Below are 15,090 nucleotides of genomic sequence, written 5' to 3' on the forward strand. Positions count from 1 at the left end.
CACACGAGAGAGAACCACGTATGACGAATCCTGCGGAGCGGCTCGTCGACCTGCTCGACCTGGAGCAGATCGAGGTCAACATCTTCCGCGGGCCCAGCCCGCAGGAGTCGCTGCAGCGCGTCTTCGGCGGGCAGGTCGCCGGGCAGGCTCTGGTGGCCGCCGGCCGCACCACCGAGGGCGACCGCCCCGTGCACTCGCTGCACGCGTACTTCCTGCGCCCGGGCCGCCCGGGCGTGCCCATCGTGTACCAGGTCGAACGGGTCCGCGACGGCCGCTCGTTCACCACCCGCCGCGTCACCGCCGTGCAGCAGGGCCGCACGATCTTCAATCTCACCGCCTCCTTCCACAAGCCCGAAGAGGGAGCCTTCGAGCACCAGTTGCCGCCGGCCCGGGAGGTCCCGGACCCGGAGTCGCTGCCGACCATCGCCGACGAGATCAAGGGTCATCTGGGCGCTCTGCCGGAGGCGTTGGAGCGCATGGCCCGGCGTCAGCCCTTCGACATCCGCTACGTGGACCGGCTGCGCTGGACCCCCGAGGAGGTCGAGGCCGCCGAGCCGCGCAGCGCCGTGTGGATGCGCGCGGTCGGCCCGCTCGGCGACGACCCGCTCGTGCACACCTGCGCGCTCACCTACGCGAGCGACATGACGCTGCTCGACGCGGTGCGTCTGCCGATCGAGCCGCTGTGGGGCCCGCGCGGCTTCGACATGGCCTCGCTCGACCACGCCATGTGGTTCCACCGTCCTTTCCGTGCCGATGAGTGGTTCCTGTACGACCAGGAGTCGCCGATCGCGACGGGCGGCCGAGGTCTGGCCCGCGGTCGCATCTACGACATCGAGGGACGGCTGCTGGTGTCCGTGGTCCAGGAGGGTCTGTTCCGGAAGCTCGACGCGTGAGCGCGACACCGTCGAACGACCTCGATGCCCTGCTGGCGCGGTCCGTCCGACTGCGCGAGGCCGGTCGCAAGGAGGAAGCGCGCGAGGAACTCCTCGCGCTGCGCGCCCGCTTCCCCGACGACGCGCGGGTCGCCTACCAGACGGCTTGGGTTCACGACACGCTCGGCCTGGAGGCGGACGCCGTCCCGCACTACGTCGACGCGCTCGCCGGACCGGGCCTGTCCACGGAGGACCGGCGTGGGGCCCTGCTCGGTCTGGGCAGCACCTACCGCACGCTCGGCCGCTACACGGACGCCGTGGCCACCCTGGGCGAGGCGACCGTCGAGTTCCCGGACGACAACGCGCTCAAGACGTTCCTGGCGATGGCCCTGTACAACGTGGGGCGCGCCCACGACGGTATGCGGCTGCTGCTCACCGTGCTGGCCGCGACCAGCGCCGACCCGGACGTCACGGGCTACCGGCCCGCGATCGAGTACTACGCCCAGGACCTGGACGCCGTGGAGGGCGACACCGCGGGCGGCGCGGAGTAGCGGAACAAGCGTGCCGCTCCCGGGAGTTCAGCCTCGTCTGCCGAGCAGGCGCCCCCACAGGCTTCGGGTCGGCTCGGCCGGTGCCGGCTCAGGGGCCAGGGTGCCCTGGGGCTCCCTGGCCACTTCGGGCGGTGGCTGCGGTGCGGCGGGACGGGGCGCGGGCTCCCGTCGGCGTGCCTCGTCCAGGCTCAGCAGCAGGTTCGCCCGCAACCAGCTGATCTCGCCCGGGTCGTCCGCGACGAGGATGCGCTCGACGACCCGCGCGGTCGGCGACTCGGGCGCCCCGTACCACCTCTCCTCGGGGCGCAGCCGGTGCAGGTGGGCCCGCTCGTAGGGGCTCTCGACCAGTTCGGCGAGCTGGGTCGGGTCGAGCAGGGTGGCGATCGCGGCGGCCCGCTCCCACGGGCCGCCGCACTGCCCGAGCAGGTACCCGGCGTGCCGGGCCCGCCAGGTGCGTGGCCGCCGGTCCTCGCCCGCCGCGATGCGGGCACGCATCTTGTCCGGCGCCCGCCCGGTCAGGAGCGGGGCGTTGACCTCGGAGTCGGCGAACTCCTTCAGTTCCTGCGCCGGATAGAGCCAGACCACGGCCCGGTAGCGATTGAGATAGAACGTGACCGGCGTCAGCATTCCGGCGCGTGCCAGCCGTGTGAACCTGGTCGGCGGAATGTCCATGATCTCGGCGCCCTGCGCGGTGCCCACCACGCGCACCTGTTCTCGGAGCGTGTCCGGGAAGCCTTCGGCTTCCCGGATCCGGTCGATCTCCTCGCGTGGCACCCGGCGTCGGCCGCCGTCCGGTGCCGCGACGGTGCGGATGCGGCCGAGCCGTACGGCGAGGTCGAACTCGCCCCGTTTCAGTCCCAGTTCGCGGGCCGCGCTGCCCTGGGGCCTGGTCATGGTGTTGCTGTGCACGATGGTTCTCCCCCGTCGATCCGAACGACGCGATCACTCTCCGTGACCGCTCGGGAAAACCGTAGCGCCGATCACCGCTCTCCGTGCAAACCTGTGGATAACTCTGCCGAGCCCAAGAATGCGCAGGTCAGAGCTCGCTGGCGGATGTCTTCTCCGGCTGCCGCGCATCGACACCGAGGTGCTCGCCGACCCGATTGACGAGAAGCGTCATCTCGTACGCGACCTGGCCGATGTCGGCCTCGGCGGCGCTGAGCACGCACAGGCAGCTACCGTCCCCCGCCGCGGTGACGAACAGCACCGCGTCATCGAACTCGATCATCGTCTGGCGCACGCCGCCGGCCCCGAAGTGCCGCCCCGACCCCTTGGCGAGGCTGTGCAGACCCGATGACACCGCGGCCAGGTGTTCGGCGTCCTCGCGGCGCAGACTCGTACTGGCCCCGGTGACGAGGCCGTCGTTGGACAGCACCAGGGCGTGCCGGACGTGCTCGACGCGTTGCGTGAGGTCGTCCAGCAGCCAGCCGAGGCCCGCGTTCTCCGTCATGTTCCCGTCTCCCCGTTTTCCCGTGACTCCCCGCCCCGGGCGCAGCTGCTCCCGCACCCGGAGGATCTGTCTCGCAAGCCTTCCCCACGGTCGCCGTCCCGGCAAGCAGGATGGACCCATGGCACACAAGATGACCGATGAGGAATGGCGGGCCTTCGTCTCGGAAGGCACGCGCACGGCGAAGTTGTCCACGGTGCGGGCGGACGGCAGCCCGCACATCGCGCCGATCTGGTTCGTCCTGGACGGTGACGACATCGTCTTCAACACCGGCAAGGACACCGTCAAGGGACGCAATCTGGCGCGCGACGGCCGCGTGGCCCTGTGCATCGACGACGAGCGTCCGCCGTTCTCGTTCGTGACGATCCAGGGGCAGGCCGAACTCAGCGAGAACCCGGCCGAGTTGCTGGATTCGGCCACCCGGATCGGCGGCCGGTACATGGGCGCGGACCGCGCCGAGGAGTTCGGCAGGCGCAACGGCGTGCCCGGTGAACTCGTCGTCCGCGTCCGCGTCGACAAGGTCGTGGCCCTCGGGGACGTGGCGAGCTGAGCGAGACGCTCAGCTCACCGAGTCGAGCAGCCGGGCGGTGTACATGCGCCCGGCGTACTCGACCAGTCTGATCAGCACCTCCTTCCCGGAGTCCTTGTCGCGCGCGTCGCACAGCACCACGGGGGTCCCGCGGTCGAGGTCGAGGGCCTGTGCCACTTCGTGCGCCCCGAACGCCCTTGCGCCCGGGAAGCAGTTCACCGCCACGACGAACGGGATGCGGCGGTGCTCGAAGTAGTCCACGGCGGGGAAGCAGTCCTCGAGCCGTCGGGTGTCCGCGAGGACGACGGCGCCGAGGGACCCTTGCGACAGCTCGTCCCACAGGAACCAGAAGCGGTCCTGGCCCGGCGTGCCGAACAGATAGAGCGAAAGACCCGACCTGATGGTGATGCGTCCGAAGTCCATGGCGACGGTCGTGGTCGTCTTACGGGCCACGCCCGCGGTGTCGTCCACGGATTCACCGAGTTCGCTGAGTCGTTCCTCGGTGCGCAGGGGCCGGATCTCGCTGACCGCGCCGACCAGGGTGGTCTTGCCCACCCCGAAGCCGCCCGCGACCAGAATCTTCAGGGCCATGGCGGCGGAGGTGCCCACGGCCGTGGCGTCAGAGTGCTCGGAGTCCATCGATGACTTCTCTCAGGATCGTCTCGTCCGGTAGCTGTGCGGGCGGAACCGGCCTGCTGACCTTGACGCAGCCCAGTTCCAGCAGGTCGCCGAGGAGTACGCGGACGACCCCCACGGGCAGGTCGGTGCCGGCGGCGAGTTCGGCGACCGTCTGTGTCTCGGCCCGGCACAGCTCGATGATCGACCGGTGCTCGGGGCCGAGCGCGATGTCGTCGTGGGTGTCCGGGGCGGCGGCGTCGAGCGACACCAGGGCTATCAGGTCGAACCGCGCTCCCTGCGGGCCGGCGGAGGTCCGGCCGCCGGTCATCGCGTAGGGGCGGACCAGCGGCCCGGCTTCGTTGTCGAACCACTGGCTGCCCTGGTCCTCGGGGCTGCCCCGCTTCTGGTGGCCCGTAGGGGCCCCCGCGTCACGGAACGGTGCGCCGAACAGGTCGTCGTCCATGCCGTCATCCATGTCGTCGTCCATGCGACCGGCGGTTTCCGTCAGCCCGCGGTGGCCGACGGTCCGGCGAACCGGGTCGGCGTGTAGAGGTGCTCGCCGACCCGCTTCACCAGACGGGCCATCTCGTAGGCGACGAGCCCGATGTCGGCCATGGCCGTACTCAGGACCGCCAGGCACGAGCCGTCTCCCGCGGCGGCCACGAACAGGAAGCCGTCGTCCATCTCGACCATCGTCTGCCGCACTCCCCCGGTGCCGAAGTGCCGACCGGTGCCTTTGGCGAGGCTGTTGAACCCGGAGGCGACGGCGGCCAGGTGTTCGGCGTCCTCGCGGCCGAGGCCGTTGGACGCACCGACGGCCAGGCCGTCGTTGGAGAGCACGACGGCGTGCCGCAGTTCCGTGACACGCACCACCAGGTCGTCGAGGAGCCAGTCGAGTTCGCCGGAGCCGTGGGCCGTGCCCGTGGTCGGATCCTTGATCATGTGAGGTCTCCTCCGCTGCTGTCTCTGCCTGGTGGACGTCCGCCGCCGCGGACCCAACCGTCCCGGAAGGACGCCATCCGGGCTCTGACCTGTTCGGGCGTTCGCTCTCGCGGTTCCGGTGCGCGCCGCGCGGACGAGGCCTCTTCCTCGGGGCGTGTGCGCAGTTGCGGGGCGAGGCTGGCCTGACGCACCCGGCGCGGCAGGCCGTTGGTGTCCTGCGCCTCGTCGCCGCCGCCCTCGTCCGGCGGCCTGCGCAGGCGGAGCGCGGTGACACCGGGCGGGTGCGGCGCTTCTTCGGGTGCGGGTCCCGCCGAAGGCGCGAGAGCCGGACGGGGGGCGGGTGCGGGTACGGGATTTCCGTTCATGGGCGCTGCTTCGGGCTCGGGCACGCGCGCGTAGCGCCGCTCTTCTTCGGACGGTGGGTGCCGGTCGCCGGATGTCTCCAGGCCGTCCTTGTGCAACAAGGAGGTGGGCATCAGGACCACGGCGGTGGTGCCCCCGTAGGGGGAGGTGCGCAGGTGCACCTTGATGTCGTGCCGATGGGCCAGTCGGCTCACCACGAAGAGGCCCAGCCGGTCGCTGTCGAACAGGTCGAGGGCCTCGGTCTGCTGAATGCGGTCGTTGGCCTCGTCGAGGGTCTCCTTGCCCATGCCGAGGCCGCGGTCCTCGATCTCGATCGCGTACCCGTTGCCGACCGGTTCACCGCTGATGCGCACCTTCGTGTGCGGTGGTGAGAACTGGGCCGCGTTCTCGATGAGTTCGGCCAGCAGATGGGTGAGGTCGGCGACCGCGGCGCCGGTCACGTCGGCCGCGGCGAGGTGGCGTACCTCCACGCGCGCGTAGTCCTCGATCTCGGAGACCGCGGCCCGTACGACGTTGGTCAGCTGGACGGGCGTCCGCCAGGCGCGGCCCGGTGCGGCTCCGGAGAGGATGATGAGGCTCTCCGCGTGGCGTCGCATTCGCGTGGTGAGGTGGTCTAGGCGGAAGAGGTCGCCGAGTTCGTTCGGGTCGTCGGATCGGCGTTCCATGCTGTCCAGGAGGCCGAGTTGCCGGTGGACGAGGACCTGGCTGCGGCGGGCCAGGTTGACGAAGACACCGGAGATGCCGCTGGCGAGCTCGGCGCGCTCCACAGCGGCGCGCAGGGCCGCACGGTGCACCGCCGTGAGCGCTTCGGAGACCTGCCCGGTCTCGTCCTCCGCCGGTGGCCCCTGGGGCGCCTCCGCCGATACGTCGATCTCATCGCCCGCCCGCAACTTGCGCATGGCGTGCGGGAGTTTGCGCCGGGCGATCTCCAGGGCTGTGTTGCGCAGGCTGACCAGTTCGACGACGAGTCCGCGGCCGATCCGGACGGAGATCACCAGCGAGGCGGCCACCGCCACGAGCCCGAACAGCACGGCCGCCCCCGCGGGCGTGAGCAGCACCCGCGTGAACGGATCGGTTCGGTCGGCGCCGCGCGTGGCGTCCGTCTCGATGGCCCGCATCCCGTCCCGCACGGTCGTGTGCGACCGGTCCCAGGTGCCGACGGTCGCGGCGGCGAGCGCTTTGCCGCCCGGTTGCGCGATGAGCGTCCGGTCCTCGACGGCGCGTACGTCGCCGTACGCACTCCCCTCCGCGAGGTGGTTCCAGGCGGCTCGTTCGGGTCCGCTCAGATCGGTGGTCGCCGTGTCGATCAGGGTCCTGCGGGTGTCGACCGCTCCGGTGAACAGCCGCAGTCGTTCGCCGTCCAGGGATCCGGCGAGGCGCGCGCTCGTCAACAACGCGTCCTCGCGCGACAGCATCTCGGCGGAGCGGCTGAATTCGAGCAGCACGCGCGCGTCGGAGGTGAGCGCGGAGTCCTGGATGCCGGTCAGCGACCCTCCGGCGGTGAAGGCCGCGGCGATGGCCCTGGTGTACTGCCCGTACGCGGTGTCCCAGCCGGCGCGCTGTTCGAGGACCGCGGCGCGTACGGTACGCAGTTTCTCGGCGCCCCCGACGAAGGCCTCGAGGCGGCCGGCCACTCCGTGCGGCAGGTCCGCGCCGTCGGCGACGGTGTTGCCGCGGCCCAGGCGCAGCGCGGCGACCGCGTGGTCGGTGGCGGTGCCGAGCCGCTTGAGCTCGTCGCTCCGGTCGACCGCGGGTTCGGTGGCATAGCCGACAGCGGTCTCGCGCTCCGTCTGGAGAGCGGCGACCGCCTCCGCCACGGGTTTGCGCACCATGGTGTCGACCTGCTGCGCCTGGCGCAGTCGCGCGACGTCTTGGGCGGTGGTGACGGTCGCGTAGGCCCACAGGGCGAGTAGGGAGACGACGGGCACCATGAGGAGACAGACGATCTTCGCTCGGACGGTGCGGGGCCGCAGGCGCCTGCTCACCACGCGCGCGGGTCGCGCGTCCGGGTCGGACCAGACGTCGGTGTCGGCGTCCTCTGCGGCGGGTGGCCCGGCGTGCGCTCGTCGTCCGCGCGCCATGGACGCGGGTACCGGCGGCGGGCCTGAGCCGGGAGTTCTGCGGGGCGGTCGCATGGTCTCCTCGATCGGGGTCTGGGGCGGACGCGTCGTGGCCGGAGGTCAGTGGACCGGGCTCTCCAGCGGCTGTTGGGCCGACGCGGAGGCCTCCCGTTCGTCGGAGGTCGGGGACAGTGCGACGAACGCCGAGGTCAGGAAGAGGTAGGAGCCGAGGCCGACGGCGAGGGGGAAGATGAACTGCATGGCCGAGGCTCCGGGCAGGGACGTCGCGGAGGGGGCCACACGGACGCTCACCGCGAACATCCCGGTGTAGTGCATGCTGCTGACGGCGGCGCCCATCACCAGGGACGCGATCGCCACCGCCGCGGGCGACTTGATGTTGAGGCCCGCCCAGAGTGCGGCGGTCGCGGCGACGACGGCGATCACGACGGACAGGGCGACCAGGACGGGGTCGTACCGGATGCTTCCGTGCAGCCGTAGTGCGGCCATTCCGAGGTAGTGCATGCTCGCGACACCGAGCCCGGTGGTGAGGCCGCCCAGGGCGAGCGCTCTTCCCCGGTCGCGGCTGTAGCCGACGGCGAAGATCCCGGCCCCGACGACGGCCACCGCGACGACGAGGCTCAGGATGGTGAGCGGCACGTTGTAGCGGATCTCGGTACCGGTGACGCCGAAGCCGAGCATCGCCACGAAGTGCATCGTCCAGATCCCGGTGCCGAGGGCGGAGGCCGCGGTGAGGAGCCAGTTGCGCCGGGTGCGTCCGGTGGCGTTGAGCGCGCGCACGGTGCACCGCAGGCCGAGCGCGGCGCCGATACAGGCCATCGCGAACGACAGCGCGGGGGTCAGCCAGCCGAAGGTGGCGTGGTCCAGGTGTCCCATGGCCCAGGGACGCTAGCCGCGAACAGGGCGCGCAACTGGGGCGCATTTCGAAAGCTGTTGGAAGATGACAGAGAAGAGCTTCTGAACGACCGCGTCAGGGTCGAACGTGTGCACCGTACGCGCTTGCGACTCTTTCGGTTCGGACGGGGATCTTTCGACTCGGCGTCCCTCACAGGTGTCGCGCCCGTTGTCGGTGGACTGCGCAATCATGGAGCGCATGAGCGACGACCCCACACGCGTGCAGGAGTTCTTCTCGGCCCGGGCCGCCGGCTGGGACGCCCGCTTCCCCGACGACGGTCCGGCGTACGCGGCCTCGGTGGCCGCCCTCGGACTGCGCCCCGGCGGCAGAGTGCTCGACGCCGGCTGCGGCACCGGGCGGGCGCTGGCGCCGCTGCGCGCAGCCGTGGGGCCGTCGGGGGCAGTCCTGGGCGCCGACCTGACACCCGCGATGCTGGATGCGGCCGTTGGGGCGGGCAGGGACCGTGAGGGGCAGTTGCTGCTGACGGACGTGTCCCGGCTGCCGCTGCGGGCGGGCGTGTTGGACGCGGTGTTCGGCGCGGGCCTGATCTCGCACCTGCCGCACCCGGCCGAGAACCTGCGCGAGCTCGCGCGCGTGGTACGCCCCGACGGTGTCCTCGCGCTCTTCCACCCCATCGGGCGTGCGGCCCTCGCCGCACGTCAGGGGCGGCAGATCACGCCCGAAGACCTGCGGGCGGAGCCCAACCTGCGCCCGCTGCTGGCCCGTTCGGGCTGGCGCATGACGTCGTACGTGGACGAGGACTCCCGCTTTCTCGCGCTGGCGGTGCGCGCGAGCTGAGCGGTGTCCCGGCCGCGCGTCACCCGTGCACGGCGGCCACGAAAGCGTCCGGGTTGTCGAACATGACGTTGTGCCCTGCGTCGGGCACCTCGACGACCCGGACACCTGAGGCCTCCAAGGAGTCCTTGCCGGGGAGTTCGCCGCTGCGGGCACCTTGGAGGTACACCCGGTCGATCTTCGCCTCCTCCAGCATGGTGCGCATGGTGGGGTCGGTGCCGCGGACGAGGCCGGACGCGGTGCGGTGCAGGGCGAGCGGGTCGGCGAGGCGCATGGTGGCGGCCCACAGGGGACCCACCTCGGCCAGCACGCGCGTGTGGCCACCGCCGGAGACGTACGCCGCCTCTTCATAGGCGGCGATTCCGCTGCTGCCCGCGGTGAGGGGCGGATGCGGGTCGAGGTTGCCTTCCGTGACGACGAGCCGTGACACCAGATCGCCCCGCCGGTGCGCGAGCACGATCGCCACGGCGCCTCCCATGCTGTGTCCGACGAGTTCCGCCCCGCTGACACCGGCGGCGTCCAGCGCCGCGGCCAGCGCGTCGGCGTGGTCCTCCAGCGTGTAGCCGAAGTCCGCCGGACGGTCGCTGATTCCGTGACCGGGCAGGTCCACGAAGAGCGAGCGCCGTCCGGCCAGTTCGGCCCTGGCGGCGATGTGCGCGTGGTAGACCGTCGAGGCCGAGCCCAGGCCGTGGACGTAGACACGGGCAGGCTCCGCCCCCGCCGCCTCCGTCCATCGGACGCAGCTCCCCTGCGCATCGAACGGCGCCTGCCGCATGACGACCTCCTTCGTAACTTGATCGGCCCTCGACCCTCACGGCCGCCACTCGAAGACAATACATCGCCACCGCAGTACTACGCAGGCGATGTACTTCGACAACGGCGAGGTGCGTCACAATGTGGTCATGCTGGAGCTCGCCATCCTCGGATTCCTGTACGACGCCCCTCTGCACGGCTATGAGCTGCGCAAACACATCACCGCACTCACCGGCCACGTACGGCCGGTCGCCGAGAGCACCCTGTACCCGGCCATCAAGCGCCTGGAGAAGGCGGGAATGCTCGGGCGCGAGACGCAGCCGGGCGCGGTGGCGGCGCCGCGCCACATGCTGAGCCTCACCGAGGCGGGCCGTCAGGAGCTGCGGCGCAGGCTGCGCGAGCCGGCCCGGCCGGACATCACGGACGAGAACCGCTGGTTCACCGTGCTCGCGTTTCTGCGGCACCTGGACGACCCTCGGGAACAGGCGGAGGTGCTGCGGCGCCGGCTCGACTTCCTGGAGGAACCCGCGAGTTTCTTCTACGAGGGCGAGCGCCCGCTGCGCGCCGAGGAGTTGGACGACCCCTTCCGGCAGGGGATCCTCACCATCGCGCGAGCCACCAGCCACACCGAGCTCGCCTGGTTGCGCGACATGCTCAACTCACTTGAAAAAGCTGGGTGTTGACACCGATCGCGCAGGAGTAGCCCGCTCCGGGTTCTGTCACCATTGCGGCAACCAGCCGCTGCACAAGTGCAGTTGTGGAGCCCGAGGCGATCAACAGGGGGACGGTGGCGCGCATGCTCGGCAGAGCCCGCAAGGCATGGAGCACATGGCGCAAGAAGGTCGCGCGGCACGAGGAGCGGCCGAAGAGCGAGGAGCGGGCCGCGCGGGCGGCGGGCGGGCCGCGGCGCTCGCCCAACCTCTTCGAGGCCGCGGCCGCCTATGTGGCGGCGTGCGTCGAGGACGACCAGGAGCGCGTCGACGAGGCCGTGGGCTGGGTGGAGCCGAACGCCCTGGCCTTCGGGGTCAACGAGCTGGCGTGCCGGGCGCTCATCGCTCTCGCGCGGGAGCGCGACGAGTCACCGCGGGCCGTCGCGCGAAGCCTCCTCGGCCTGCCCGTCGCCTGACCTCCGCGCGCGTCGATGCGGGTGACCCGGCGGGCGGCGCGGGTGACCTGGAACGGATCATCCGGCAGGGGCGAATCCACACGGGAGGCACACAAAGTACGCACTCCTTGCCGACACACCGTCCACCAGCGGAGTACGCGCCTGTCAGGACGACAGATTTCCTGGTCATCGCCCCTGTACGACATCGTCCGCGACTGACTAAGGTCACGCCGACGGAAAGTAGCTCAGGGGAGGCTGGCATGGCCGGGACGGACGACGCTGTCGCCGCCGAGGACGACGCGCTGTACGTACTGACCGCGGTGCTGTTGACACCGGCGAAGTTCCCCAGCGTGCTCGGTGACGACTACCCGGAGGCGTGTGCCGCGCTGGGCCTCGCCCCGATGGCGGACGGTTACGGGCTGGTGCTCGGCCAGGACGGGGACGGCGCGCGGTGGACGGTCGTCGTCGACGACGTGTCCCTGGTCGCCGTCGCGATCGCGTCCTGGGACTGCGGCATGGAGTACGACCTGTCCCCGGACGAGAACAGCATGGTCACGGCGCTGCCGGGCTGGCCGCTCGCCCTCGCGGTGTCGGCGCCGGGCGTCCCCGCGCCGCACGACCCGGCGCCCGACGCCGAGGCGGACGACGCGCCACCGCTGACGCCGCCCGACACGGAGACGTGGGGACCGGCTCAGCGGCGCCTGGGAGCGGACGAGATAGCCCTTCAGTGGGCCGCGTGGCGTGAGCAGATCGACGACTCCGCGTTCGCCGCGGAGACCGGCGAGGAGCCCACCGGGGCAACCGACGGGGCGACGGACGAGACGACTGACGACGCGTCCGCACGGGACCGCGCGGGCGATGCCGCCGCCTCCGAGACCCCTGACGACCCTGATGACGCCGACGGCGCGGAGACCTCGGCGAGCACCTCGCACGAAGGCATTCGCCGCGTCCTGGCCGAGGTTCGCGGCTACGTGGAGTCTCCGCCGCCGCTGGGACGCGTGCGGTCGGCCTTCGCGTCGGGGGACGCCCGGACGCTGCGCGCCGACGGCCCCGGCTGGTCGATGGTGGCGCGGACGGACGACATCGCCTTCGTCCTGCTCGACGACGAGCCGGGCGAGGTGCTTCCGGTCGGCCGGGGAGCCGAACTGCCCCGTCTCCTGGAGGCGCTCGACAAGATGGCGGTACGCCCCGTCTGAACCGCCACCGCCTCTGCACCGCCGCTGCCACATAGGGCGTTCATGCTCGATGTGGCCCCAGCCCATAGGTGTGCGAGGGCCGCGCGCCCACCATGAGGCCTCTTCACCCGCTCATGAGGAGGCCGTTCCATGCGTATGCCCAGAACCGTTGCCCTGTCGGCCACCGCGCTTGTGGCCCTGGCTGCTTCCGAGCCGCACCCCGCGAGTGCGGCCACCTCGCAGGTCGCGCACTGCGCCCGGCAGGAGCACGCGCGCGTGCCGGGCGCGGCCTTCCAACAGAGGGCCTGTCTGGACGACTTGACGACCGCGGGGCTCGCCGGCACCTCGTACACCGACCTGACGGACCAGGCGGGGCTCACGGCCAACGGCACCCGGAACCCTTCCGGTGTGCCGGGGATCCAGATCGACGGCTACTTCCGCGACAGCTCGCACACGAACGGCACCCACGGCTGGAACCACGACGCGCAGTTCGTGGTCCGACTGCCCGACCACTGGAACGGCGGCCTGGTCGTGACGGCCTCGCCCGGCAACCGCAAGCAGTACGCGACCGACACGGCGATCTCCGACCGCGCGCTCGCCCAGGGCTACGCGTACGCGGCCACCGACAAGGGCAACACGGGGCCGGACTTCTACCGCGACGGGACCCGCGCCGGTGACGCCGTGGCCGAGTGGAACGCCCGCGCCACCCAGCTGACACGGGCGGCCAGGAAGGCCGTCGCCCTGCGGTACGGCCACGCTCCCCGGCACACGTACATGACCGGCATCTCCAACGCCGGCTACCTGACGCGCTGGCAATTGGAGAACCACCCCGGGCTCTACGACGGCGGCGTCGACTGGGAGGGTGTGCTCTGGACGGAGAACGGCCCCCCTCTGCTCACCTCCTTGCCGACCGCGGTGGCGTACGGGCGGGGAGAGGCCGACGCGGACGACATGTACGCGGCCGGTTTCGCCCGTGGCTCCGAGTTTCTGTGGCCCTACCACCAGAAGGCGTACTGGGGTCTCACGCAGAAGGTGTACCGCGCCGCGTTCGACCCCTCCTTCGACCCTGACTGTCCCGGTGCGTCCGCCGGTTCGACGGTGGAGCAGATCCTCGCGCCCTGCGCGTCGGACGCCTCCTACGCCTACGCCGACCGCCCCGCGTCCGTGCGCCGGGCCGTCGCGCGCGTGGCACTGACCGGACGCGTCGGCAAGCCGCTGCTGACGCTCCAGGGCGACCTGGACACGCTGCTGCCGATCGCCACGGACGCCGCCGTGTACGCGCGGATGACCGACGCCCGGGGGCGCGGGCGGCTGCACCGCACGTACACGATCCAGGACGGCACGCACACCGACGGGCTGTCCGACACCTATCCGGATCGGCTGCGGCCGATCCTGCCGTGCTACCGGGACGCCTTCGACACGCTGACCCGGTGGGTGGAGCGCGGCACGCAGCCGCCCGCGGACCACATCGTGCGTCGGCCCGCGACCGGTGACGTCGTCAACTCGTGCTCCGTCGGCGCCTCTTAACGCCCCAGCTCCTTGCGCGACACGCGGCGCAGCCTGCGCCGCTGAGAGGGGTCGAGCGTCAGGTACGCCGCGGCGGGCACGCCGAGCACGATGAGCAGGGCCGCCCACCAGGGCAGCCAGATCAGCAGGATGATCCCGGCCGCCACGCCTCCCGCGGCGATCTTCGCGTTCCTCGACATGTGTGTGGCCTCCTTCGGGGGCGACTCGCCCTCGGCTGAGTGGAGCGGGCCCGCCTCTGCTGTGTGAAACGGGCCGGCGACGTCCACGGTTCCGACGCGCGACCCTGACAAATCCCTGATCCCGCGCCCCTGAGATGTCCCCGGGGCGGCACACCGCCCCGGGGATCGGATCAGATGTCGACCCGCAGCGGCTCTCCCACTTCATACATGTGCCGCAGTGCCTGGCGGTAGGAGTCGACGAGACCGGTCTCCACGAAGGGGATGCCCAGCTCGCGGCAGTGCGCCTTCACCATGGGCTGCGCGAGGCGCAGGTGGGGGCGCGGCATGCTGGGGAACAGGTGGTGCTCGATCTGGTAGTTGAGGCCGCCGAGGAACCAGTCGGTCAGGATGCCGCCCTTGATGTTGCGCGACGTGAGGACCTGGCGTCGCAGGTGGCCCCACTTGTCGCCCTCGGGGTCGGGCATCTCCATGCCCTTGTGGTTGGGCGCGAAGGCCATCCCCAGGTGCAGCCCGAACAGCGCCTGGTGGAGCGCGGCGAAGACCAGGGCGTGACCGAGCGGCATCACGGTCAGCAGCAGGGCCGTGTAGCCGACGACGTGGGCGACGAGGAGCGCACCCTCCACGAGGCGCTCACGCCCGCTCTGGCGCCGCAGGTCCTGGAATCCGTACACCTTCAGGGCGAGGCCCTCCAGGAGCGTGAGCGGGAAGAAGAGCCAGGCCTGGTGGCGCGTGAGCCAGCCACGGAACCCGGTGCGCGTGGCGGCCTGCTCGCTGGTGAAGACGAGGACGTCGGCGGCCACGTCGGGGTCCTTGTCGATGTGGTTCGGGTTCGCGTGGTGCCGGTTGTGCTTCTGGTTCCACCAGGAGTAGCTCATGCCGAGCAGCAGGTTGCCGTGGATCAGCCCGATGACCCGGCTCACGGAGCGGTTCGCGGTGATCTGGGCGTGCCCCGCGTCGTGACCGATGAACGCCGTACGCGCGCTGAGGACGGCGAGGACGGGCGCAAGGGCCAGCACCCACCAGGAGCCGCCGATGAGCGCCGTCCCGGTGATCACGGCGGCCAGGGCGAGCGCGTTGCTCACTATGGTCCCCACGTACCAGCCGGTGCGCCGTTCGAGCAGCCCCCGCCCTTTGACGTCCTTCAGCAGTGGTGTGAACTCGCTTCCCGTGTCGGTGGGGGACGGCGGCACGACACCGCGTGCGGCAGGGTCCGGGGCGGTTCGGACGGCCAAGGACATGGCTGTACTCCGGTCTTTGGTGG

18 protein-coding genes are annotated in these 15,090 nt (G+C 71.4%); 8 read left to right on the forward strand and 10 right to left on the reverse strand.

Going from position 1 to position 15,090, the window contains the following annotated elements:
• Window positions 1-20: 20 nt before the first annotated feature.
• Together B072_RS0132445 and B072_RS44635 are read left to right on the forward strand one after the other, a co-directional pair.
• Entirely contained in the window at window positions 21-893 is an 873-nt protein-coding gene (locus B072_RS0132445) for an acyl-CoA thioesterase (protein ID WP_018534141.1), read from the forward strand.
• Window positions 890-1,423, forward strand: a complete 534-nt coding sequence (locus B072_RS44635) for a tetratricopeptide repeat protein (RefSeq protein ID WP_018534142.1) — start codon at window positions 890-892, stop codon at window positions 1,421-1,423. The genes B072_RS0132445 and B072_RS44635 overlap by 4 nt, the downstream gene beginning before the upstream one ends.
• Window positions 1,424-1,450: 27 nt before the next feature.
• Here B072_RS44635 and B072_RS0132455 read toward each other — a convergent pair whose 3' ends face one another.
• Entirely contained in the window at window positions 1,451-2,317 is an 867-nt protein-coding gene (locus B072_RS0132455) for a DUF6397 family protein (protein WP_026246538.1), read from the reverse strand.
• A gap of 142 nt (window positions 2,318-2,459) precedes the next feature.
• Window positions 2,460-2,873, reverse strand: a complete 414-nt coding sequence (locus B072_RS0132460; RefSeq protein ID WP_018534144.1) for a roadblock/LC7 domain-containing protein — start codon at window positions 2,871-2,873, stop codon at window positions 2,460-2,462.
• 118 nt (window positions 2,874-2,991) lie between these two features.
• Here B072_RS0132460 and B072_RS0132465 point away from each other — a divergent pair, with 118 nt between their 5' ends.
• Window positions 2,992-3,420 (forward strand): PPOX class F420-dependent oxidoreductase, encoded by a 429-nt coding sequence (locus B072_RS0132465; RefSeq protein WP_018534145.1) that lies wholly within the window; start codon window positions 2,992-2,994, stop codon window positions 3,418-3,420.
• A gap of 9 nt (window positions 3,421-3,429) precedes the next feature.
• Here the strand turns inward: B072_RS0132465 and B072_RS0132470 are convergent, their stop codons facing one another.
• The 5 genes from B072_RS0132470 to B072_RS0132490 are packed head-to-tail and all read right to left on the reverse strand — an operon-like array spanning window position 3,430 to window position 8,276.
• On the reverse strand, window positions 3,430-4,038 hold the full coding sequence (locus tag B072_RS0132470) for a GTP-binding protein (protein ID WP_018534146.1): 609 nt from the start codon (window positions 4,036-4,038) through the stop codon (window positions 3,430-3,432).
• Complete coding sequence (locus B072_RS0132475) at window positions 4,019-4,504, reverse strand: DUF742 domain-containing protein (RefSeq protein ID WP_018534147.1); 486 nt, start codon at window positions 4,502-4,504, stop codon at window positions 4,019-4,021. The genes B072_RS0132470 and B072_RS0132475 overlap by 20 nt, the downstream gene beginning before the upstream one ends.
• A gap of 17 nt (window positions 4,505-4,521) precedes the next feature.
• Window positions 4,522-4,959, reverse strand: coding sequence for a roadblock/LC7 domain-containing protein (locus B072_RS0132480; RefSeq protein ID WP_018534148.1), 438 nt, complete (start codon window positions 4,957-4,959; stop codon window positions 4,522-4,524).
• On the reverse strand, window positions 4,956-7,457 hold the full coding sequence (locus B072_RS0132485; RefSeq protein WP_043245076.1) for a sensor histidine kinase: 2,502 nt from the start codon (window positions 7,455-7,457) through the stop codon (window positions 4,956-4,958). The genes B072_RS0132480 and B072_RS0132485 overlap by 4 nt, the downstream gene beginning before the upstream one ends.
• Before the next feature lie 45 nt (window positions 7,458-7,502).
• On the reverse strand, window positions 7,503-8,276 hold the full coding sequence (locus B072_RS0132490) for an MHYT domain-containing protein (RefSeq protein ID WP_018534150.1): 774 nt from the start codon (window positions 8,274-8,276) through the stop codon (window positions 7,503-7,505).
• Window positions 8,277-8,493: 217 nt separating this feature from the next.
• Between B072_RS0132490 and B072_RS0132495 the strand changes: the two genes are divergently transcribed.
• A complete protein-coding gene (locus B072_RS0132495; protein WP_018534151.1) occupies window positions 8,494-9,093 on the forward strand; it encodes a class I SAM-dependent methyltransferase in 600 nt (199 codons plus the stop codon).
• Window positions 9,094-9,112: 19 nt separating this feature from the next.
• Here B072_RS0132495 and B072_RS0132500 read toward each other — a convergent pair whose 3' ends face one another.
• Window positions 9,113-9,865: an alpha/beta fold hydrolase gene (locus tag B072_RS0132500; RefSeq protein ID WP_018534152.1), complete on the reverse strand. Its 753-nt coding sequence runs from the start codon at window positions 9,863-9,865 to the stop codon at window positions 9,113-9,115.
• Window positions 9,866-9,992: 127 nt separating this feature from the next.
• On the opposite strand from B072_RS0132500, the gene B072_RS0132505 reads away from it, so the two are divergent.
• From B072_RS0132505 to B072_RS0132520, 4 genes are all read left to right on the forward strand, one after another.
• On the forward strand, window positions 9,993-10,526 hold the full coding sequence (locus B072_RS0132505; protein WP_026246539.1) for a PadR family transcriptional regulator: 534 nt from the start codon (window positions 9,993-9,995) through the stop codon (window positions 10,524-10,526).
• A gap of 113 nt (window positions 10,527-10,639) precedes the next feature.
• Window positions 10,640-10,969 carry a hypothetical protein gene (locus B072_RS0132510; protein WP_018534154.1) on the forward strand — a complete coding sequence of 110 codons (330 nt, stop codon included), beginning with the start codon at window positions 10,640-10,642 and terminating at the stop codon, window positions 10,967-10,969.
• A 239-nt stretch (window positions 10,970-11,208) separates the two neighbouring features.
• Window positions 11,209-12,144: a hypothetical protein gene (locus B072_RS0132515; RefSeq protein WP_018534155.1), complete on the forward strand. Its 936-nt coding sequence runs from the start codon at window positions 11,209-11,211 to the stop codon at window positions 12,142-12,144.
• 129 nt (window positions 12,145-12,273) lie between these two features.
• Window positions 12,274-13,650, forward strand: a complete 1,377-nt coding sequence (locus B072_RS0132520; protein ID WP_026246540.1) for a tannase/feruloyl esterase family alpha/beta hydrolase — start codon at window positions 12,274-12,276, stop codon at window positions 13,648-13,650.
• On the opposite strand, the gene B072_RS0132525 is transcribed toward B072_RS0132520, so the two are convergent.
• Both B072_RS0132525 and B072_RS0132530 read right to left on the reverse strand, forming a co-directional pair.
• Window positions 13,647-13,829 carry a hypothetical protein gene (locus B072_RS0132525; protein ID WP_018534157.1) on the reverse strand — a complete coding sequence of 61 codons (183 nt, stop codon included), beginning with the start codon at window positions 13,827-13,829 and terminating at the stop codon, window positions 13,647-13,649. The genes B072_RS0132520 and B072_RS0132525 overlap by 4 nt on opposite strands.
• A 170-nt stretch (window positions 13,830-13,999) precedes the next feature.
• Window positions 14,000-15,067 carry a fatty acid desaturase family protein gene (locus B072_RS0132530; RefSeq protein WP_018534158.1) on the reverse strand — a complete coding sequence of 356 codons (1,068 nt, stop codon included), beginning with the start codon at window positions 15,065-15,067 and terminating at the stop codon, window positions 14,000-14,002.
• Between the last annotated feature and the right edge of the window lie 23 nt (window positions 15,068-15,090).

This window comes from Streptomyces sp. HmicA12 (assembly GCF_000373565.1).
Taxonomy (GTDB): Bacteria; Actinomycetota; Actinomycetes; order Streptomycetales; family Streptomycetaceae; genus Streptomyces.